The following is a 19,580-nucleotide window of genomic DNA, read 5'->3' as shown; positions in this document are numbered from 1 at the left end:
ACCGGCATCGGCGGAAGCCATGCCCGCCGCGCCGAGGAGGATGGCGCCGGTAGCGGTGATGACGGCCGTGGTCTTCTTCACTGAGGACTCCTTCAGGATGTGCGTCGAACGATGTGCGTCAAACGATGAACGAAAGCGAGCGTCGGCCGTGGGCCGGGCAGACAGGCCCACGCCGGGCGCTTGTCCCCTCCAACCCCTCCACCGGGTACATGGACACGGCGGTCGACCCATTCGGGTGCCGCGCGTACACCGGACCGCGCAGGCCGGAGCCGACTTCCCCGTGCGGCTGACGCCCCCTCACCGCGTCCATCTACCAAGGCCGTACGCCCCGTCACCGCCCGAGACACGCGCCGTTCGTGGGCGCGGCGGCTTGCCTGTGGGCGGGCACCGCAGCCTCGGCCGGCTCACCGGGCACCGCAGCAGCGGTGGGGTGGGGTGGGGTGGGCGCGAACCGCCGCCGCTCGAGGAGTTCGTCACCGCTCGATGCGCGTCACAGGTTGCAGGTCCCGTCGCTGGCGGCCACGTATCCGGTGGAATAGGACGAGGACATGTCCATCATGACAGGTCAGAGCCGTTTTACGTAGGACGGAACGCACAGTTCGCGAGCCTTGTCCGGTACGCTCCCCGACTCGCAGAATCTCCTTCGTGAATCACCCGGAGAACAGGGGGAGCATGAGGAAGATTGATCACGACGCGGTGCTGCGGGCACGGGTGCTGCTGCTGGGTTCCGGCCGGCTGGGCCTGCTCGAAGAAGTCCACGCGTACCGGGTTCTGGCGGAGGTGAGCCCGAAGGCGTATTTGCCGAAGCTGGTCGACGCGCTCCTCTCGATGAGCTACCGCGGCCGGGACCCGGAAGTGCACTTGGCGCTGGCTGCCGAAGCGGTCGAAGCCGCGCGGAGGATCGAGTCCGGGGCTCCGACCCGGGCAGAACGGCTGTGCAGGGCCCTGGATGTCTACCAGTCGGCTCTGTTCGCTCTCGGACGCCGATCCGAGGGGTACGTGGCCTGCGAGGAAATGGCCGAGGCCGGACAGAGCGGGCGGCTGGCGAACGTCCTGGCCGAGGACGGGCGGTTCCAGGAGGCCGCGGAGCTCAACGAGAAGGCGGCCCGGAACGGCATACCGGAGCACTCCTTCTGGAACATGGTCGAGTGGGCGGCGAACCTGGAGGGCGCCGGACTGCACAATGCGGCATCGGCCGTCTTCGGCGAGCTTGTTGACCAGACCCGGCGTGAGGCCGCCGGGCAGTGCACGGCGCTGGCCATCCTCACCTGGGAGCTGGTGCACCTCTCCCGGATGCGCGAGGCCGCCGGGCAGGGGGCGGACGCCGCGGCTACCCGGCAGGAGGCACTGGCCGTCCTGGAGGAACTGGCGACGGCGGGCGAGCCGAAGAACTGGAGCTGCATCCTCACGTGGTGGGTCACCCTGTTCGCCCTGTCGGGGCGGGTCGACGAACCGGCTGCGAGCGCCGAGTCCCCGATGCCGCCGTTCGGGACCGACCTCAGATGGTCGAGCGACACGCGGGATGCCTTCCTCGGCACCCTGCCAGAGCTCGAAGCGAAGGCGGCGAGACTGCGCGAGGACGGCCGACTGTCTGAACTGGTGGATGTCCAGCGCAGAATCAGCATCCGCGTGGCCCTCCGCGAGGGCAACCACCCCTACCGGTTCGGTGAGCGGTTCAAACCGTACTTCGACGAGGGCGTGGCGCTGGCCCGCCGCCTGCCCGACGACCCTGCGCGCCTCGCCCGGGCCTTGACGGACCGCTCGATGTTCCTCGCCGCTGCCCGCACCTTCGAGCCCGCGTACGCCGACTTCGCGGAGGCCGTCGCCCTCGTCGACGCCCGGTAGGCGATGCGCAGGGACGGGCAGGGCTCCTGGCCGTTCCGGTGAGCGGTCGACCATCCCTGTCCGGTACCGCGGCGCCGGCTGCGGGTGTGGAAGCGGAGCGGACGCGGCAACGGCAGTCGCCACCGGGACGGTCGAGGCGGGTGCGGGCGGGGCGGGTGCGGGCGGGGGCCTTGGCGGCGGCCGGGGAGGCGAGGATCGCGTCGCGGACCAGGCCCTCGGGCATCGTCGTGCGCAGGAGGTCAGCCCACCGGTCGGTGCCCTCCGCCTTGATGCGCGCCGTGTTCACGGTGACGGACGGCCTGATGGACTCCGGCGGTCATCCGGCCCATCTGCGACAGGAACACCCCCAGATCGACACCGGCCCGCTGCAACCCGACGAGCTGGCGGGCCACCTGCGGCCAGGACGTCGTCGCCGAGATGGCCGCGCAGCTGGTCGGCCAACAGGAGCTCCCTGGGGTGGAGGGGTCAGTCCGGCCGCCCGGGCTCAAGGGATGACGATGACCTTGCCTCGGGTCTGTCCGGTTTCGCCGAGGTGGTGGACGTCTGCGAGGTCGGCCAGTGGCCGTGACCCGCTGATGTCGATGCTGAGCGCGGCCGCGTCGACGAGTTCCACGAGCGCCGCAAGATGTGCGACATCGTTGCGGGCGACCATGTGCATCGCGCTCACACCGGCGTCGGCCGCCGGCTCGATCGGGGTTGCGATCGAGATGATCCTCCCGCCGCGCCGCACCAGAGGTGCCAAAGCTGCGGCGTCCGACGGGCTCAGCGGGACCAGGTTGAGCAGGGTGTCCGCCGGACCGTCGAGCGCGGCGCTCACCGGCCCGGCGGTGTAGTCGATCACTCGGTCCGCCCCCTGCCGCAGGACCGCCTCGGTGCTCCGCGGACTGGCCGTTGCGATCACCTCCGCCCCCGCGTACTTGGCAAGCTGCGTCACGAAGCCTCCTACGCCGCCACCCGCACCGTTGACCAGCACCCGCTGACCAGCGGCTACCTTCCCGTACTCGAACACCGCCTGCCAGGCCGTCAGGCCGGCCACGGGAAGGGCCGCGGCGTGCGCGAGGGGGACGGACACCGGCGCCGCGACCAGCAAGGCAGCAGGCACACGGACGTACTCGGCGGCCGCACCCCCGCCGTCGAGCCGCCCGATGACCCGGTCGCCGACGGCGAAGCCCTCGGTCCCTGCGCCGATCTCGGTCACGGTGCCGGAGACGTCCCAGCCGAGCGTGTAGGGCAGGTCCACGGGGAAGAACGGCTGCAGCATCCCGGCTCTCAGAGCGGCCTCGGTGGGATTGAACGAGGTCGCGGCGACATGGACCAGCACTTCGCCGAAGGCGGGCCGTGGACGGGGGACGGTGTCGTAGCGGATCACGGAGGTATCGCCGTACTCGTGGATGCGCGCGGTCTTCATCATCGTCATGCCGCGAATCTACGACCGCACTCGGAGACGATCCATGCGTCAGACTGCCCAGTTCATGCGCGTACGTCTCGCTCCCGTACGCTCGGCGCATGGATGTACTCAGCGACGTGGTCGCGGTGACCCGGACCGGCCGGCCCCGGTCGGCACATGTGCGGTGGCATGCCCCGTGGGGACAGGAATTCGCGTCCGTCCCCGGGTCGGCGGGCTTCCAGGTGATCGTGCAGGGTTCCTGCTGGCTGCTGCCCCCTAACGCGGAACCCGTCCAACTGGGTACGGGCGACGTGGTGTTCCTCCCGCATGGCAGCGGGCACACCTTGGCCGACAGCCCCGAATCCCTCGCGACAGCCCCTGCATGCGGCCCGGCCGACCACGAGCTGTACGACGCCTACGCCTCGGACAGTGTCGACCGGAGCGGAGACGGCGGTCCGGTCACCGTGGTGCTCTGCGGGGCCTACGAGCTCGACCCGTCCCGCACTCACCCGCTCCTGCTGACCCTCCCGGATCTGATCCACTTGCCGGCCCAGTCGGGCGGCCGGCCTGAACTGCGCTCAGCCGTGCAACTCCTGGCCGCCGAGCTGGAGAACCCTCGCCTGGGCACGGACGCCATCGTGCCCGCCCTCCTGGACACACTGCTGCTGTACATCCTGCGCGTCTGGTTCGACGAACAGCCCGCCCGAGGAGAGACCACCGGCTGGGCCGCCGCGCTGAACGACCCACCGGTCACAGCCGCCCTCCACGCCATCCACCGCGACCCGGCAACACCCTGGACGGTGGCGAAACTCGCTGCGGAAGCCGGGCTCTCCCGGGCACCGTTCGCCAGACGCTTCGCCATGCTGATCGGCCAACCGCCCCTCGGCTACCTGACCTGGTGGCGGATGACCACGGCGGCGCGCCTGCTGCGCACATCGGACGCACCGTTGAGGTCCATCGCCGTCCAGGTGGGCTACACGTCCGAGTTCGCCTTCGCCAACGCGTTCAAACGCACGTACGGGACCGCACCCGGCGCGTACCGGCGAACAGCTGATCCGCAGAGACAAACCTGAGCGCGTTCAGGCGTACGCGGCCGAGCACACGATCAGGGGTCCTGACCGCTCTTGCGTGATGGCTACGACCGTCGGCGTGGCACTGTGTGGAAGCGACCGTCCTCACTATGCCTTCGCCCGGAGCTTCTGCCTTCTCGTCGTGCGGACTTGTGTCAGGGCGCGCTCCCGCCGGACCCAATGCCGCCGAGCCGAGGTTCGGGGGGGAGCCGCCAAGGGCGCTCAGGACCTGCTCCCTGAGCAGGTCGACGGAACCGCTGGTGTTCTCGTTGTCCTGGTTGACGTCGTGCAGGATGACCTGCCGGCGTTCGCCGTCCGTGTGGTCGACCACGGCGGGCTCCTCTCCCCCGGTGCCGGCAACGGCGGGCGGGCCGCTCGAGGAAGTCAGCGTGGGCTCGGGCGGGTCGGTTGTGTCCGATCATCTGCTCCGCCATGGGGGCTAATTGCCGCGAGCATATGCGCGTTGTGGCCGGTGCCGCCGCTGAGGGTCCCTACCGTGGCGTGCGAAAAAGCAGGCATGGCTCAGGCGCCCGTCCTGCCCTCCATGTACCGACCACGAAAGGAGTGAGCGTGAAAGCTCTCTTCGGCACGAAACGGAAAGTCATGTTGGGGGTGGCGGCGCTGATCGCGATCGCCGCCGGGACCGTCCCCGCCTCCGCCCTGACCAGCAGAGATCTGGGAAGCTCGCACCACTGGGGCGTCATCACCCGCAACACCATCGGCTCACCCGTCGCCGCTCTGAGGGACGGCCCGTACGGATCGTTCGGTGTGACGGGGACCGCCGCGAAGCCGCCCTACGGCCGAGGCAGCCTCGGAATCGCAGTTGCGGACCGCTCCACTTCCCTCACTTCGCCCAGCGAGAAGGTCAGCTTCGGCAACGAGGTCGACTTCTACGGCAAGCCGGTCCTTGGCACCCAGGGTCTGAACCAGGTCGGTTTCCACGTCTTCCAGACCGGCGAGAACATCGCCTACGGCGGCCCGACGAACATGCCGAACGTCACGTTCGAGATCAATCCGAACCTCACCGCGGCGGCCACCGCCTACTCGTCGATGGTGTGGCTGCCGCCGGCCTCTCCGGTGACGAACGCCTGGAGCGGCTACCTGGACGCCACCACGACCGGTACCTGGTTCCTCACGGGCAGCGCCGGCACCGCGACCGGCTGCAACCTCGCGACCCCGTGCCCCTTCCCGCAGCTGAAGACCGCGCTCAACGACGGTGGCGCACAGCCGACCATCTACACCGCCGCGGTGGGCAAGGGCCGCGACAGCATGTGGATCGGCGCCGTCGACGGCCTGCGGATCAACGGGACCATCTACGACTTCGAGGCCTCCGGAGTCAAGTCGCGCCGCGCCCGCTGAGCCCTGACCGGCAGGGCATAGTCGTCCGCAGCCGTGAGGCTGCGGACGACGCCGTCCCTCACCTCCACCAGGGTGACCGCCGCGCGGGAACCTGCGGGCCGAAGCCGAGCCGGTGCCTCAGCCTCGTGGCGCCCGACGCCCCCCGTAGGCGTGAAACTTCCGGCCGATCAACGTGTTCACGAGTTGCGGAAATGACAGCAGCCGTGGGGCGGCTGTTCCTGCAGTCGCGTCCACCAGTCGAGGGCTGTGCTCCATCACAGCCTGGTGGCCAGCCAGATGGTCACAGCCGCCGTGCCGGTGAGTGCGACGTTGAGTGCGATCCGGCGGTCTTCGCCGGTCAGGTGCACGGCGATCGCACCTGCCTGGAGGAGTACGAGGCCGCCGGCCGCGGCCGGCGCCAGCGGGAGCGCGATGCCCGTCAGCGGCGGCAGGATCAGGCCTGTCGCGCCGAGTATTTCGACCGTCCCCAGCGCCCTGAGGGCGGGCAAGGGCACGCGGTCGACCCAGGACATCATCGGCCGGAGCTGATCGCGGCTGCGGATCACCTTCAGCGTGCCCGCGTAGACGTAGAAGAGGGCGAGGAGTCCCGCGACGATCCAGTAGGCGATGTACATGGTTCCCGTTCATGAGTCATGGGTTCACGGAGATCCGTCGACTGCTTCAGTCGAGGTCGGTGGCGGGCTCGGTCGCGTAGCGGCTCATCGCGTCGGCATTCGCCTGGGGCGTCAACGGCCGGCCGCCGGCGAGCACCTCCTGGAGGTCCCGGAAGTACTGCACGTACACGTCGGGGGTGAAGGTGCTGAGCAGGACGGCGGGCTCGTCGCTCAGGTTGGCGAAGGTGTGCGGGATGCCGGGCGGAACCATCACGAGCGTGCCCGTGGTGGCGTCGCGGTCCTCGTCCCCGACGGTGAACCGGACGGTGCCGGAGAGGACGTAGAAGCCCTCGTCGTGCAGGCCGTGGCGGTGCTGAGGCGGGCCCTGGGTGTGCGGGGCGAGGACGGACTCGGTGATCGCGAGGCGGTGCCCGGTGTGGCTGCCGTCCTCCAGGACGCGCATGCGCGTGGTGCCCAGAACGATCGTCTCGCCCTCGCCGGGACCCACCACCGACAGGACGGGTCCGGTCCGCGGCTCGCTGTTCCGTGCTTCTTCGGTCATGCCCACCAGTGCACCGCCCGAGCTGCTCCAGTGTCCAAGACCTGTTCCACGGCGCCGATACGCGGTGGGTATCGTTGCAGCGTGGAGCTACGTACCCTGCGCTACTTCGTCGCGGTCGCCGAGGAACTCCACTTCGGCCGGGCCGCCACCCGACTGCACATGAGCCAGCCGCCGCTGAGCCGGGCGGTCAAGCAGTTGGAAGCCGAGATCGGGGCCCTGCTCTTCGCCCGCTCCCCGACCGGCGTCACGCTCACTCCGGTGGGCACGGTGCTGCTCGACGAGGCGCGGGCCCTGCTCGGCCATGCCGACCGCGTACGGGTGCGCGTGAGCGCGGCGGCCGGCGCCGCGACCATCACCGTCGGCATCCTGGGCGACGGCACCGACCCGGGAGTGTCCAGGCTGGCCGCCGCCTACCGCCGAACCCACCCCGGCATCGACATCCGCATCCGCGACACCGATCTGACCGACCCGACGTGCGGGCTGCGCACCGGACTGGTCGACGTCGCCCTGACCCGGGCGCCGTTCGACGAGACCGCCCTGACCGTGCGTACGCTGCGAACCGATCCGGTCGGCGTGGTCCTGCGCGCCGACGATCCGCTGGCCCGCTGCGACAGGTTGCGGCTGGCCGAGCTGAGCGACCGCCGCTGGTTCCAGTTCCCGCAGGGCACCGACCCGCTCTGGCAGTCGTACTGGAACGGCGGCACGCCGCGCGAGGGTCCAGTGGTGCGCGCCGTCCAGGAATGCCTGCACGCCGTGCTGTGGAACGGCACGGTCGGCCTGGCCCCCCTCGGACACGACCTGCCCGCGGAGTTGGCCGTGGTGCCGCTGATCGACATGGCGCCGAGCCGAGTGGTGGCGGTCTGCAACGAAGGTGACACCAACCCGTTGATCCGATCCTTCATCGAGATCGCGGCAGCCGCCTACCGTCACTAAGCGCCGGCCACCGGTGCTGCCGCTGCTCGTGAACCATTCGAACACAGCGGCCCTCTGAGCTGTCTCCCGAAGCGGTGGCAATCCCGGAGCACCTCCGGTCGCTGCCCTGTCGGCGGACTGCCGGATCGGTCCGCCACCCCGGGCCACAGCCAGGCACCCACTTGTCCCACACGGGAGGTGTGAGATCCGCCCCGGCCGGTTATCCCGAGGGGAGCTATGTCCATATTCCTGGGTAAAGGGGCAACAGTGGCGCATCCAGTGCAGGAGACCCGCTCCCGCGTCGGGCTGCATGTGAACGGCCGGCGCTACGAGCTCGACGTGGACCACCGGGTCACCCTCCTGGACCTGCTGCGGGAGCACCTTGGCCTGACCGGCGCCAAGAAGGGCTGTGACCATGGCCAGTGCGGCGCCTGCACCGTCCTGGTCGGTGGCCGGCGCGCCAACAGCTGCCTGCTGCTCGCCGTCGCCCACGACGGCACCCGGGTCACCAGCGTGGAGGGACTGAGCGGTGATACGCCAGGCGGCCTGCACCCGTTGCAGGAGGCCTTCATGGAACGGGACGCCTTCCAGTGCGGCTACTGCACGCCCGGCCAGCTCTGCTCCGCCGCCGGCCTGCTCGCCGAGGCGGCCGCCGACCCCGGGGCCGCGGACCTCAGTCGCTCCGGGATCGCCGAGGCCATGAGCGGCAACCTGTGCCGCTGTGGCGCGTACCCCCGCATCGTGGACGCCGTACGGGACGTGGCCGCGGTCTCGCAGGCCGCGGCCACGTCGTCCCAGGCTCCCGGTGACGGGCGGGTGGGCGCGTGAAGCCGTTCGCGTACGTGCGCGCCACCGGCCTCCCCGAGGCCATCGCCGCCCACGGCGCGCGGCCCGGCTCCCGCTACCTCGGCGGCGGCACCAACCTCGTGGACCTCATGAAGCTCGGGGTCGAAGCCCCCGACACCCTCGTCGACCTCTCCGGCCTGCCCTTCGACTCCGTCGAGGAGACCGCGGACGGCGGCCTGCGGATCGGTTCCGGGGTGCGGGGCAGCGACCTCGCGCTCCATCCCCTCGTCCGCACCCGCTACCCCGTCCTGTCCCAGGCGCTCCTGGCCGGCGCCTCAGCCCAGCTGCGCAATGTCGCCACCACCGGCGGCAACCTGCTCCAGCGCACCCGCTGCCCCTACTTCCAGGACGTGGCCAAGCCCTGCAACAAGCGGGAGCCCGGCACCGGCTGCGGCGCCCGCGACGGAGTCCACCGGGACCACGCCGTCCTCGGCCACTCCCCCCGGTGCATCGCCACCCACCCGTCCGACATGGCCGTGGCACTCGTCGCGCTCGACGCGGCGATCGAACTCCAGGGCCCCGACGGCGCCCGTACGGTGCCCGCGACCGCTTTCCACCGGCTGCCGGGCGACCACCCCGAACGGGACACCGTCATCGAGCACGGCGAGATCGTCACGGCGGTCACGCTCCCGCCGGACCGCGCCGGCCTCCCGTCGCGCTACCGCAAGGCCCGCGACCGCGCCTCGTACGCCTTCGCGCTCGCCTCCGTCGCCGCCGTGCTCGACATCTCCGGGGGACGCGTCCGCCATGTCGCGCTCGCTTTCGGCGGGCTCGCCCACCGCCCCTGGCGCGCCACCACCGCCGAGGAACGGCTGCTGGGCGCCGCCCCCACCGAGAGCGCCGTACGGGAGGCCGTCGAGGCCGAGCTCGACTCGGCGGAGCCGCTGCGCGACAACGCCTTCAAGGTCCCCCTCGCCCGCAACCTCGCCTGCGAGGTGCTCAACTCCCTCTCCGAGAGTGCCCTCTCCCGCGGCTCCCGCTCCTGAAACGTCCCTCCGCCCGCCCCCGATCGCGAGGACCCGCCATGGACTCCAGCCCCGCCGCCCCGGCGCCCTCCCTCGGCAGCCCCGTCACCCGCCTGGAGGGCCGGGAGAAGGTCACGGGAAAGGCCCGCTACGCGGCCGAGTACGCGCTGCCTGACCGGGCGTACGCATGGCCGGTGCCCGCCACCGCGGCCCGCGGGCGCGTCACCGCCGTCGAAACCGCCGGCGCGCTCGCGCTGCCCGGCGTCCTCGCCGTCCTCACGCCCTACGACGCGCCCCGGCTCGGCCCCGGCGACGACCCCACCCTCCGCGTGCTCCAGGACCCCGAAGTGCCCCACCGCGGCTGGTACGTGGCCTTGGCCGTCGCCGAGACCCCGGAGGCCGCCCGGGCCGCGGCCGCGGCCGTCCGCGTCCACTACGACGCCGAGCCCCACGACTCCGTGCTGCACACCGGCCACCCGGCCGCCTACACCCCCGAACAGGTCAACGGCGGCTATCCGGCCCACCGCGAGAAGGGCGACGCGGCCGCCGCGTTCGCCGCCGCGCCGGTGCGCGTCGACTGCGCGTATGCGGTACCGCCGCTGCACAACCACCCCATGGAACCGCACGCCGCCACCGCCCACTGGGACGCCGACGCCGGCACCCTCACCGTGTACGACTCCAGCCAGGGATCCGGATTCGTACGCTCCACACTGGCCGCCCTCTTCGAGCTGCCCGCGGACCACGTCACGGTGGTCTCCGAGCACGTCGGGGGCGCCTTCGGCTGCAAGGGCACACCCCGCCCGCACGTCGTCCTCGCCGTCATGGCCGCACGGCACACCGGCCGCCCCGTCACCATCGCCCTGCCCCGGCGCCACCTCGCGGCCGTCGTCGGCCACCGCGCGCCCACGCTCCACCGCGTGCGCCTGGGCGCCCGTACGGACGGCACTCTCACCGCCCTCGCCCACGAGGTCACCACCCACACCTCCCGCGTCCGGGAGTTCGTCGAGCAGGCCGCCGTACCGGCCCGCGTCATGTACGCCGCGCCCGCCCTCCTCACCACGCACCGCGTCGTGCCCCTCGACGTGCCCACGCCCTCCTGGATGCGGGCACCCGGCGAGTGCCCCGGCATGTACGCCCTGGAGTCGGCCATGGACGAGCTGGCCTGCGCCCTCGGCATCGACCCCGTCGAGCTGCGCGTCCGCAACGAGCCCGACGCGGAACCCGACAGCGGCCACCCGTTCAGCAGCCGCCATCTCGTGGAATGCCTGCGCGAAGGGGCCGCCCGGTTCGACTGGGCCGCGCACCGCACGCCGCGCCGGGACGGGCCACTGCTGATCGGCACCGGGGTCGCCGCCGCCACCTACCCGGTGTACGTCGCGCCCTCCTCGGCGCGGGCACACGCCCTCCCCGACGGTACGTACCTCGTGCAGACCAACGCCACCGACCTCGGCACCGGCGCCCGCACCGTCCTCGCGCAGATCGCCGCCGACGCGCTGCGGGTCGCCCTCGACCGGGTGACGGTGGAAATCGGGCACTCCGCGCTGCCGCAGGGCTCGGTGGCCGGCGGCTCGGCCGGTACGGCCTCCTGGGGCTGGGCGGTCCACGACGCCTGCACGAGCCTGGTCGCGCTGCTCGCCCGCCGCTCCGGCCCGATCCCGGAGGCCGGGGTGTCCGTCCCCGCCGATACGACGGCCTCCGCCACGCAGAAGTCCCCGTACGCCAGGCACGCGTTCGGCGCCCACTTCGCGGAGGTGCAGGCCGACACCGTCACGGGCGAGGTCCGGGTCCGCAGGCTCCTGGGCGTCTTCGCCGCGGGCCGCATCCTGAACCCGCTCACCGCCCGCTCCCAGTTCGTCGGCGGCATGGTCATGGGGCTGGGCATGGCCCTCACCGAACACAGCACCATGGACCCGGCTTTCGGGGACTTCACCGGGAACGACCTCGCCTCTTACCACGTCCCCGCCCACGCCGACGTGCCCGACATCGAGGTGCACTGGCTGGACGAGCGCGACAAGCACCTCAACCCGATGGGCAGCAAGGGCATCGGCGAGATCGGCATCGTCGGCACGGCGGCGGCCATCGGCAACGCCTTCCACCACGCGACCGGCCGCCGGATCCGAGAACTCCCCCTCACCCCGGACCGCGTCCTGGCAGCCCTCGACTGAGGAGGACCGGGCGCCCTCCGCCGGATCGGCCGCCATGCTTCCGGACGGCAAGGCGCGGGGCAACGTCCGCCGGAACCGGACTCGCACGGACGGCACCACAGCTGCAAGCCGAGTAACCGTCGGTTTCGGAATCTGCAATTCCGGGGACGGTGTCCCAGCACCACCGTGATCGTTCCGCGCCATGACGGCGCCTGACGCGACAGCCGAGGGAGATCCATGGGTTGGAAGGGCAGACGTCGGGCGGCCATGCCCGCCGCTCTTGTCGGAGCCGTCGCCCTCCTCCTGGCGGCTCCGCCTTCGGTCGGCGCCGAGCCCCGGGCCGGGACCGCGCGGTCGTTCGGGGACGCCTCCCAGACGCCGCCTCCGCCCCGCCTCCCCCGCGACTTCCGCGGCAAGGGCAAGTGGATCGTCCGCGACCTGGACATCACGGTGCCGTTCACCTGGGAGGGGAGGGACGGCGACAGCCAGATGACCGCAGGGGGTCCGCAGTACCCGATCTGGTTCACCAACCTGATCTACCACGACACGCTCTACACGCTGACGTACAAGTGGCCCGGTCTGAACGAGCATCCCTGCTCACGCATCCCGGGCTTCAGCCTGGAGGACCTGAACGAGGGGTTCGAGAACGCCCGGTTCGTCGGCCGGGAGACCCTGCGGCGCACCCCGCAGCGGCATGTGAACCACTGGAGGGTGGGCGTGGTCCTCCCGCAGCTGCCTCCCGGGAACTACCCCCGGCTGCCGCTCGCGCTGGGCGACATCTACGTCGACGAGGGCAACCGGGGCACCTTCTGGCAGGTTCTCCAGTTCGGTATCCAGAACCTCTACGACCCCGAGCTGGACGAGTGGCTGGTCATGGACACCTTCGAGCACAAGCCCGGGACCGTGACGCTTCCCGAGCGGTGCGAGCCGCCTCAGTGAACGCGGGCGCGCTGGGGCGCGCCTGACGTCTGTCATGTGGCGGGGCAGGGTGGGTTGAAGTCGACCGCCGTGAAGTACTGGGCCCATTGGGCTCTGGTGATCCGTGGGTACGCGCTGTCGCAGATGCGGGTGGCGACCCTGTCCAGGCCGGTGTCCCGCAGCCGGATCGTGAAGTCGTTGCCGCCGGTGGCCAGGGTGGTGCCGTCCGGGCTGAATGCCACGGCCGGTACCTGGTTCGAGTGGCCGGCGAGGACGGCGGGAGCGGCCGCACCGCTCACGTCCCATAGGAGGGCCTTGCTGTCCGCGGCGCCGGCCGCCAGTTTGCGGCCGTCCGCGTCAAAGATCACCGTGTAGAGCCAGGAGCCGGACGCCGGTAGCTGCCTCACCTTCGCCGGGCGGCTGATGTCGCTGACGTCAATCAGCCAGACCGTCTTGTCCGTACGGTGGAATGCGGCCAGTGTCCGGTTGTCGGGGCTGAATACGCCGCCGGTCAGCGGGTCGGACCGGAACGGAGACGGCCGTTCCCGCGGCTTGCGCGGTTCGCCGATGTCCCAGAACCTCAGCGAACCGGACTCGCCGGTGCTCGTCACCAGCGTGCGGCCGTCCGGCCGGAACGAAGCCATCGTGACGTGCGGCCCGTCCTCGGCGATCCGGCTCAGTGGCCGGGGGTTGTCGCGATCGGTCAGGTCCCACAGTCCGGCCGTATCCTCTGCCCAGACAGCCAGCAGGTGGCCGTCCGGGCCGAAGCCGGCGCCGGCGACTTCGCCACCGCCGGGGGCGAGGACCGATGTCAGCCGCGGTTTCCGTGGATCGGTCACATCCCACACGCGTACGGTGCCGTCCTCACTGGCGGTGACGAGGGTGCGCCCGTCCGGGCTGAACGCCACACACCGGACGAACTTGGTGTGCCCGTGCAGGACGGAGAGCGGCCACAGGGCCCGACCCCCGGTGACCTGCCACAGCCGAGCGGTGCCGTCCCAGCTGGCACTGGCGAGCAGGTGGCCGCCGGGGCCGAACGCCAGGGACGTCACCACGTCGTCGTGGGTCGCGAGCGACAAGTCCCGCAGGTCAAGGAGCCTGTCGGAGTTGGCGAGCACGCGGCCGTCCGGGCCGAACGAGGCTTGGTAGAAACCGCCCTGAACCGTACTGGTCCGCTTCGGGTCCGCCGGGGCGGCGAGATCCCAGAACAGGGTGGACCCGCCTACCGTGACGAGCGTGCTGCCGTCCGGGCTGAACGCCACCGACCAGACGATCGCGGGATGGCCGCGCAGGACGGCCAGTGGCTGCGCTTGCCGGCTGCTGCCGCTGCTGGTGCCGGCGATGTCCCAGAGCCGTGCGGTGCGATCCCAGCTCCCGGTCGCCACGGTCCGGCCGTCAGGGCTGAAAGCGGCCGAGGTCACGGTGTCGGTGTGTCCGCGCAGGACGTCGAGGAGGAGCGGATGCGCGGGGTGGTCGACATCCCACAGTCGGGTGGTGGTGTCGCCGGTGGTCGCCGCCGTGCGGCTGTCCGGGCTGAACGTCACCGAGGCGACCTTGCCCGAGTGACCGGGCAAGGTGGCCAGCAGCCGCGGGTGGCGGGGATCGTTCACGTTCCACAGTCGCGCCGCGCCGTCGGCGTGGCCGGTGGCGATGAGGCCGCCGCTTGGGCGGTACGCCACCCACGTCGGCGCGGACTGCTGGTCCGGCAGGGTGCTCAGCTCGGCGGGTGCTCGACGGTCCGTCACGTCCCAGAGCCGCACCGAGCGTTCGCTCGCCGTGGCCAGGACACGGCCGCCCTCGTCGAAGGACACCGACATCAGGCGCTCCGGCTGGTGCACGACGGCCAGCTGTACGGGGTGGTGGGCGTCCCCGATGTCCCACAGTCGGACCGTACGGTCCCAGCTCGCGGTGGCCAGGACGGTGCTCTTCGGAGCGAAGGAGATCGAGACCACGTCGGAGGTGTGGCCGGTGAGCCGACTCGTGTACGGCGTCGCGAACGTGCTCATGAGCTGGTCGCGCACGTCGCCGGTGGCTGCCAGCCGGTAGGCGGCCAGGTTCAGCTGTGCGGCGAGCGAGGGGTTGTGCTGCCGCACCTCGGCCGCGTCGGCGGCGGCCTTCCGCGCGATGGCGACGTTGCGCTGATGGATGGCGGAGTCGCGTGAGTCGACGGCCAGCCCACCCGCGGTCGCCGCGATGACCATCAGCACGGTGAGCAGCGTGACGAGTTGCCGCAGGCGGACCGTCCGTCGTCGGACCGCGGCCATCTCGCCGGCTTGTGCTTCCCGGCTCGCGTCAAGGAAGTGCTGTTCCCTTGAGGTGAGCCGGCTGCCGTCCGCAGCGGCCAGGTCCAGCGCCGCAGCCAGCGGGGCACCCCGGTACAGGGCGTGCGGGTCGCGGTCCTGCGCTTCCCAGTCGGCGGTCGCGTCGGTGAGCCGGCGGTGCAGGAGCAGCCGCTCCCGGTCTTCGGTCAGCCAGCCGCGCAGCCTCGGCCAGCACCGGATGATCGCCTCGTGGGTGATCTCGACGGATTCCTCGTCCAGCGTCACGAGCCGTTGCCGGGCGAGGGATTCGAGCACGTGGTCGGTGTCGGGGCTCGGGTCCAGCTCGTCCCTGGTGATCCGGCGCCTGGTGTCCTCGGTACCGTCGCCCAGAGCGGTCAGCCGGAGGAACAGGGACCGGGCGAGGTCTTGCTGTGCCGGCGACAGAGCGCCGTAGGCGGCTTCCGCGGTGTGTGCGAGCGCGTGCTGGATTCCGCCGGCCGCCTGGTACCCCTCCAGGGTCAGGCGGCTGCCGCTGCGCCGGCGCCAGGTCTCGACCATCGCGTGCGAGACCAGGGGCAACGCACCTGGCTGACCTGTCGCGTCCGCGACCACGGCCGCCAGCAGCGGGCCGGTGACCGTGCAGTCGGCGAGCACGGCCGGCCGGGTGATGGCCTCGCGCAGCTCCTGGCTGCTCATCGGACCGACCGCGATCTGCGCGTCGCGGATCGCGTCGACCAGCCGGGGGTCCTGGACGCAGTGGCCGTAGAAATCGGCGCGCACACCGAGTACCACCCGGGTCCGGCTGGTCGCCGCCGTGGCGGCCGCGATCAACATGGAGATGAACGCGTCTCGTTCGACCCGGTCCCCGCAGAGGGTGAAGACCTCTTCGAACTGGTCGACCACGATCAGCGTGTCGATGTCCGGTGCGCGGTCGATCACGTTCTGCCGGATGCGCAGGTGTAGCGCCGAAGGATCGTCCGACAGTTCGGTCACCAGCGCGCCGGGGGCCTCCCCCGTCGCCGCGGCGAGTTGGATCGCGCACTCCTCCACGGGATGCGGGCCCGGCGTGAACAGCATCACGGGCCACCCCGATGCCCGTGCGCGGGCGACGAGTCCCGCCCGCAGCAACGAGGATTTACCCGATCCGGAGGGCCCGAAGACTGCCAGGAAGCGGCGGTCGCGCACCTTGGCGACCAGCTCGTCGGTCAGCCGCTCGCGTCCGAAGAAACGGTCGGCGTCCTCCGGCTGGAATGCCGACAGCCCCGCGTACGGCGCGCTCTGCCGGCTGGTTTCCGCCGGCTCGTCGCGATGTGCGCTCGCGGCGATCTCGGCGGCGACCGCATGCCATCGGACTTCCCATGCGCGGCGGTCGCCCTGGCACGCCTCGACATAGGCGAGCGTGACGGCAAGGCTCGGAAAGGTGTGCCCGCCCGCGGCATCCGACAGTGTCGTGGACGAATAGTGCGCCCTCTGCGCCAGTGACCGATAGGGCGGCCGTCCCGCCGCCTCGCGCAGCTTCCGAAGGGCGGCCGCGAACCGTGTCAGCGGACCGGAGTCCAGGTCGAGCGGGCGTTCGGGACGTGGCATTGCCATCCTTTCCGCGGATTTCCGCGCACTTCCACGGCTTTCCGCAGCGGTGATGGGTGGTGTTTGTCCAGCTTTTGATGTCCGGAATCCTCGTTCCGGCGCCGGACATCAACCGGCGGCTAGACAGGGGCCAGCGCAACCGCGCAACAGCGATGGGAAGGGGAAATCATGAGGTCCGTACGACGACTGATGCTGCTGGCGGCGGTCACCGGACTGCTGGCCGGCCCTGTCTTGACGGGCTCGCCCGCGTATGCGGCGGCACCGCTGCTCAAGTCCAACCTGAACGGAAGGTGTGCCGACATCTTCATGTTCCACCAGGAGAACGGCGCCTCCACCGTGACGTGGGACTGCCACGGCGGCACCAACCAGCAGTGGTACTGGGACGGTGAGCAGATCCGTTCCAACATGAACGGCAAGTGCCTGGAGATCTACGGGCCCCATCTGGGTGACCAGGGCTCGGTGAGCATGTGGGACTGCAACGGCGGTCTCCACCAGAAGTGGTACCGGAACGGGAGCGAGATCCGTAACCGGGTGAACGGAAAGTGCCTCGACATCCTGGCCGGGCGGCCGGACATCGGCCAGCTCCTGGTGAGCTGGAGCTGCAACGGCGCGCGGAGCCAGAGCTGGGACTTCTGAACACCTGCCCGGCCCGGCACACCCCGTGCCGGGCCGGGCAGGGCAGGGCGGAGTCTCTTCGGCCGCGCTTCAGATGATGTGGATGCGCTCCAAGGCACCGGCGGCGTCACGGATCATCAGGTCGTTGCCCTTGGCCCGCTCCTTCTCGATGAAGCCGAGCAGAAGGACCGCCCGATTGATCACGTCGGACTTGCTGACGCCGCTCGCGGCGGTCAGCTCGGAGACGATGGTGACCGCCGGTGGGCACAGGGTCACGGAGTACCGCTCGCTGTCGGGGTGCGCGGGAAGCTGCTGCTGATCCATGGTGACGTCCTTCCTTGGAGCCCTGGGGAATGATGTGCACCATGCTTGCATCAAAGACGTGCAACTGTGCACCATTTTTGCGCAGTGCGAGCGGCGGAGCACGGCGGCGGGGGTGGGCCGCTGTGTACCGCCGACATGCAGGCCGAGGGGCCCTGCGTGTTCGTCGACGAGAAGGGATGCGGCCTCGGGCTTGGCCGGGCATGTCGGCGTCGGTCCGAGCGTCCGGGACGGGCCGACGTGGGGCTGGAGGGCTGACCCGTTCAGACTCGGGTCTGCAGGCCGTCTGAACCAGCCGTCCGACTGTCTGCCGGCGGCTGTCCCGCCACCAGGCTCTGGAGGTACTCCCGGCCTTGCGTGAGCTGGCCGGGCAGGTCGGCGGCGTCCGGGTACCAGCGTTTTTCGTACTCCCAGCAGAGCCAGCCGTCCTCCGGTGCGGCGGCCACCACTTCGGGGAGGGGCAGCACTCCGGTGCCCAGGCCCGTCGGGGTCAGGTCCTGTGCTGACCGTACGTCCTTCACCTGTACGTAGCCCAGGTGCGCGGCCAGGGTCCGCCCGGACCGGGTCGGGGGTTCGCCGGCGAGCCAGGTGTGCAGGACGTCCCAGACGGCGCCGACGCCCGGGTGCGCGACGCGGCCGAGCACCCGGGCGGCCGCGGCCGCGGTGCGATGGGAGTCGTGGGCCTCCAGAAGGATCCGTACGCCGTGGCGCTCGGCGAACGGCGCCGCGGCGAGCAGGCGGCGCACAGCGTGGGCGTCGGCGGCCTCCTCGGGCAGGTCGATGCCCCCTGGGAAGACGCGGACGTACGGGGCCTCCAGATCGGATGCGAGGCGGATCAGGGCGCGCAGTTCGGCGAGGACCGGCTCGTCCGCGCCGGGGGCGGCGACCCTGGGGTAGCCCGCGACCGCGAGGACGGTGACGCCCGCGGCGGTGAGGGTCCGCAGTCCGGCGGCGCGCTCGGCGGCCGGGCTGTCGGGGTGGAGGGGTTCCTCGGGGTGGGCGCGCAGTTCGAGGCCGTCGTACCCGTGGGTGGCCGCGAGGGCCGCGCTGCGGTCGAGGGGCGCGCCGGGCAGGCCGAGCGTGGAGAAGGCGTACTTCACGGGCGGCTCCCCGCGGTCGGCGGCGGCGCGGTGGAGGCGCGCACCATCAGCTCGGTGGGCAGCGTGGTGATCCCGCCCGGTGGCTGCGGCCGCCGGCCGGTGACCAGCTGGGCGGCGAGCACGCCCGCCTCGCGCAGGGGCACCCGGACGGTGGTGAGCGCGGGGGCGGTGTCCACGCAGAAGGGCAGGTCGTCGAAGCCTGCGACGGACATGTCCTCGGGGATCCGTATCCCTTCCTCGCGCAGGGCGGCGGCGACCCCCATGGCAATGGTGTCGTTGGCGGCCGCGACGGCCGTGAAGGGTGCCCCGCGGCGGAGCAGTTCCCGGGTGGCGTCGTAGCCGGCGGAGCGCTCGAAGGCGGCGTGCACGGTGAGGGCGGCGCAGGCCTCGGGGAGGTCGGGGTCGTGCCGCAGCAAGGCGGCACGGTGTCCGGCGAGCCGCTCGCGGGTGGCGCTGAGCCCCTGGGGGCCGGCAACGTAGGCGATGCGCCGGTGCCCGAGTGTCAGCAGGTGCTCGGCGAGGCGGAAGGCACCGCCGTGGTCGTCGAACATCACGGTGGTGACGGGCAGTCCGGCGGGCACAGGCAGTGGAGGCCGCCCGCACAGGACGACGGGAACGCCGCCTGCAGCCATCCGCGTGATGCGGGTGGCGAGGGCATCGGTGTGTTCGGGGTCCTCGACGGCGCCGCCGGTGAGGACGATCCCGCCCGCCCGCTGCCCTTCCAGCAGGGTGAGGTAGGCCAGTTCGGCGGCGGGGGCGCCTTCGGTGTTGCAGACGACGGCGAGCCGGCGGCTTCCGGTGTGGCCGGTGGGCGCCAGGGCTCCCTGCAGGGAGCCGGCGAGGATCCCGAAAAAGCTGTCGGCGACGTCGTGGACGAGGACGCCGACGAGGTCGGAGGTGGCGGCCGCGAGCGCGCGGGCCGGGCCGTTGGCGATGTAGCCGAGCTCCTCGACGGCGCGCTCGACCCTGGTCCGGGTGGAGCCGGCCACCGGGTATCCGCCGTTCAGTACGCGCGAGACCGTCGCGGGCGATACGCCCGCCTGCGCCGCGACCTCGGCCAGAGTCACCGCCATGCTGCACCCCTCCTTCAGGACC

The 19,580-nt window shown here is 71.6% G+C and carries 16 protein-coding genes; 9 read left to right on the top strand and 7 right to left on the bottom strand.

The genetic code is table 11. The features are described 5' to 3' along the window. The first annotated feature begins 672 nt into the window (after nt 1–672). Nucleotides 673–1,845, top strand: a complete 1,173-nt coding sequence (locus tag ACFYZ4_RS27145; RefSeq protein ID WP_390785061.1) for a hypothetical protein — start codon at nt 673–675, stop codon at nt 1,843–1,845. 484 nt (nt 1,846–2,329) lie between these two features. Here the strand turns inward: ACFYZ4_RS27145 and ACFYZ4_RS27140 are convergent, their stop codons facing one another. After that, complete coding sequence (locus ACFYZ4_RS27140) at nt 2,330–3,262, bottom strand: NADP-dependent oxidoreductase (protein WP_390785060.1); 933 nt, start codon at nt 3,260–3,262, stop codon at nt 2,330–2,332. An 89-nt stretch (nt 3,263–3,351) separates the two neighbouring features. On the opposite strand from ACFYZ4_RS27140, the gene ACFYZ4_RS27135 reads away from it, so the two are divergent. Both ACFYZ4_RS27135 and ACFYZ4_RS27130 read left to right on the top strand, forming a co-directional pair. Next, on the top strand, nt 3,352–4,305 hold the full coding sequence (locus tag ACFYZ4_RS27135) for an AraC family transcriptional regulator (protein ID WP_351304431.1): 954 nt from the start codon (nt 3,352–3,354) through the stop codon (nt 4,303–4,305). A gap of 567 nt (nt 4,306–4,872) precedes the next feature. Further along, complete coding sequence (locus tag ACFYZ4_RS27130) at nt 4,873–5,661, top strand: hypothetical protein (RefSeq protein WP_390785059.1); 789 nt, start codon at nt 4,873–4,875, stop codon at nt 5,659–5,661. A 254-nt stretch (nt 5,662–5,915) separates the two neighbouring features. Here ACFYZ4_RS27130 and ACFYZ4_RS27125 read toward each other — a convergent pair whose 3' ends face one another. Continuing rightward, nucleotides 5,916–6,275 (bottom strand): DoxX family protein, encoded by a 360-nt coding sequence (locus ACFYZ4_RS27125; RefSeq protein ID WP_384351486.1) that lies wholly within the window; start codon nt 6,273–6,275, stop codon nt 5,916–5,918. Between the two features lie 46 nt (nt 6,276–6,321). Next, a complete protein-coding gene (locus tag ACFYZ4_RS27120) occupies nt 6,322–6,816 on the bottom strand; it encodes a cupin domain-containing protein (protein WP_351299790.1) in 495 nt (164 codons plus the stop codon). Between the two features lie 81 nt (nt 6,817–6,897). Between ACFYZ4_RS27120 and ACFYZ4_RS27115 the strand changes: the two genes are divergently transcribed. From ACFYZ4_RS27115 to ACFYZ4_RS27095, 5 genes are all read left to right on the top strand, one after another. Then, nucleotides 6,898–7,749 (top strand): LysR substrate-binding domain-containing protein, encoded by an 852-nt coding sequence (locus ACFYZ4_RS27115; protein ID WP_351299793.1) that lies wholly within the window; start codon nt 6,898–6,900, stop codon nt 7,747–7,749. 246 nt (nt 7,750–7,995) lie between these two features. Continuing rightward, entirely contained in the window at nt 7,996–8,556 is a 561-nt protein-coding gene (locus tag ACFYZ4_RS27110; protein WP_390785058.1) for a (2Fe-2S)-binding protein, read from the top strand. After that, entirely contained in the window at nt 8,553–9,560 is a 1,008-nt protein-coding gene (locus ACFYZ4_RS27105; RefSeq protein WP_390785057.1) for an FAD binding domain-containing protein, read from the top strand. The genes ACFYZ4_RS27110 and ACFYZ4_RS27105 overlap by 4 nt, the downstream gene beginning before the upstream one ends. A 38-nt stretch (nt 9,561–9,598) precedes the next feature. Continuing rightward, nucleotides 9,599–11,704, top strand: a complete 2,106-nt coding sequence (locus ACFYZ4_RS27100) for a xanthine dehydrogenase family protein molybdopterin-binding subunit (RefSeq protein WP_390785056.1) — start codon at nt 9,599–9,601, stop codon at nt 11,702–11,704. Between the two features lie 246 nt (nt 11,705–11,950). Next, nucleotides 11,951–12,622: a hypothetical protein gene (locus tag ACFYZ4_RS27095; RefSeq protein WP_390785055.1), complete on the top strand. Its 672-nt coding sequence runs from the start codon at nt 11,951–11,953 to the stop codon at nt 12,620–12,622. Nucleotides 12,623–12,654: 32 nt separating this feature from the next. Here the strand turns inward: ACFYZ4_RS27095 and ACFYZ4_RS27090 are convergent, their stop codons facing one another. Then, nucleotides 12,655–16,449: a hypothetical protein gene (locus ACFYZ4_RS27090; protein ID WP_390785054.1), complete on the bottom strand. Its 3,795-nt coding sequence runs from the start codon at nt 16,447–16,449 to the stop codon at nt 12,655–12,657. A 168-nt stretch (nt 16,450–16,617) separates the two neighbouring features. Here ACFYZ4_RS27090 and ACFYZ4_RS27085 point away from each other — a divergent pair, with 168 nt between their 5' ends. Then, nucleotides 16,618–17,085, top strand: coding sequence for an RICIN domain-containing protein (locus ACFYZ4_RS27085; protein WP_351299808.1), 468 nt, complete (start codon nt 16,618–16,620; stop codon nt 17,083–17,085). Nucleotides 17,086–17,154: 69 nt separating this feature from the next. Here ACFYZ4_RS27085 and ACFYZ4_RS27080 read toward each other — a convergent pair whose 3' ends face one another. The 3 genes from ACFYZ4_RS27080 to ACFYZ4_RS27070 form a co-directional block, all read right to left on the bottom strand. Beyond that, a complete protein-coding gene (locus ACFYZ4_RS27080) occupies nt 17,155–17,388 on the bottom strand; it encodes a hypothetical protein (protein ID WP_390785053.1) in 234 nt (77 codons plus the stop codon). A 260-nt stretch (nt 17,389–17,648) separates the two neighbouring features. Continuing rightward, a complete protein-coding gene (locus tag ACFYZ4_RS27075) occupies nt 17,649–18,485 on the bottom strand; it encodes a sugar phosphate isomerase/epimerase family protein (protein ID WP_390785052.1) in 837 nt (278 codons plus the stop codon). Continuing rightward, entirely contained in the window at nt 18,482–19,558 is a 1,077-nt protein-coding gene (locus ACFYZ4_RS27070) for a LacI family DNA-binding transcriptional regulator (RefSeq protein WP_390785051.1), read from the bottom strand. The genes ACFYZ4_RS27075 and ACFYZ4_RS27070 overlap by 4 nt, the downstream gene beginning before the upstream one ends. Nucleotides 19,559–19,580 lie beyond the last annotated feature (22 nt).

Origin of the sequence: Streptomyces sp. NPDC001513, assembly GCF_042894695.1 — a bacterium.
In the GTDB taxonomy this organism is placed as follows: Bacteria; Actinomycetota; Actinomycetes; order Streptomycetales; family Streptomycetaceae; genus Streptomyces.
Note: the sequence above shows the minus strand (reverse complement) of the source record. Positions and strands in the feature narration are given on the sequence as shown.